General features: G+C 42.6%; 1 protein-coding gene and 1 pseudogene. One reads left to right on the top strand and one right to left on the bottom strand.

Annotation, left to right across the window (positions count from 1 at the left end):
* The coding region (gene rbsD, locus R7P35_RS26200; RefSeq protein WP_318093408.1) for a D-ribose pyranase at nucleotides 1-309 on the bottom strand (309 nt) is incomplete at its 3' end.
* A 475-nt stretch (nucleotides 310-784) separates the two neighbouring features.
* On the opposite strand from rbsD, the pseudogene R7P35_RS26195 reads away from it, so the two are divergent.
* A pseudogene (locus tag R7P35_RS26195) lies at nucleotides 785-1,048 on the top strand (diguanylate phosphodiesterase); the annotation flags it as partial.

Here is a 1,048-nt window from a genome sequence, read left to right as displayed (position 1 = left end):
GGATTTGATTTCAATCGAGTTGCCCGTGTCCTCACTCTCTTTGCTCAACTCTTTAAGCAGTGCTTCATGAAGAACAGGACTGACATCGGAAAATTCTTCTGCAATGATGACCCCTTCAATCTGTGACTCAGACAAAATCACGCGAACGGTATCAAGAAAACTTGGTACGCCATGCGTTAGCGCCAAATCGATGCGCTGTACATGATCAGGAATCGGCAGCCCCGCGTCACAAATCGTGATTTCATCGGTGTGGCCTAGCGTTGCCACTAAGTAAGAAATATCTGAGTTAATTAGGGTACTTTTTTTCATCTCATCGACCTTTCGGTTACACGTTCATACAACAATGAGTGCCTGTTTTAGGAAATTTTCATTATTAACAGAAAACTCATCGAAACGTTTCGATGCAATAATAAGACGCTTGCGAGATTTCACCAGTCACCGATCGGTAAGGTGTGAGAATGATCCGTGATTTTTCCCACTAAGAGAAAGAAAAGGCCGACCAAGTCACACTTTACCCATCGAAACGTTTCGATGAGCATTTTTAAAGCCCACAAAAACCCTACGGTTTGTGCCCGCGAAAGCAGAAATACGTCCAATTACTGAGAAAGCCTCTAGTTAACGGGAAGGAAATCTGCCACATCATCACATTTCTAAAATGGTTGTCTGATTTTCGAGAACACCCACCTTACAATCTGGTTACAATTTGCAAAAAATATATCATCCGTTCAGTACCGTTTAGGTAAGCAACGTTTGTAGGGACACAAACGGAAGTCGAAGAACCATAATGAAATTAAGCAATCGAGTTATCTTGCTTGTCGCACCCGTGATCATTTTGAGTGCGCTGGTATCGAGTTACATCATCTATAGCATTCAAAAAGTAACACTCATCAAGCGCGAAGATAGCTACATACAACTTCAGATGGAAAAGCTGGCGGGGCAATTTCGACAAGCCAATATTTTTCTTAACAGCTATGCGTACACGCTGAGTAAAAGTGATGTGCTGCAGGACTATTTTATCAATCACGACAATCCCTACCGTGAGCGAGTG

Source organism: Vibrio sp. Vb0304 (assembly GCF_033338995.1).
Taxonomy (GTDB): domain Bacteria; phylum Pseudomonadota; class Gammaproteobacteria; order Enterobacterales; family Vibrionaceae; genus Vibrio; species Vibrio alginolyticus.
The sequence above is the reverse complement of the archived record's forward strand: the minus strand, read 5'-3'. Positions and strand labels throughout refer to the sequence as shown.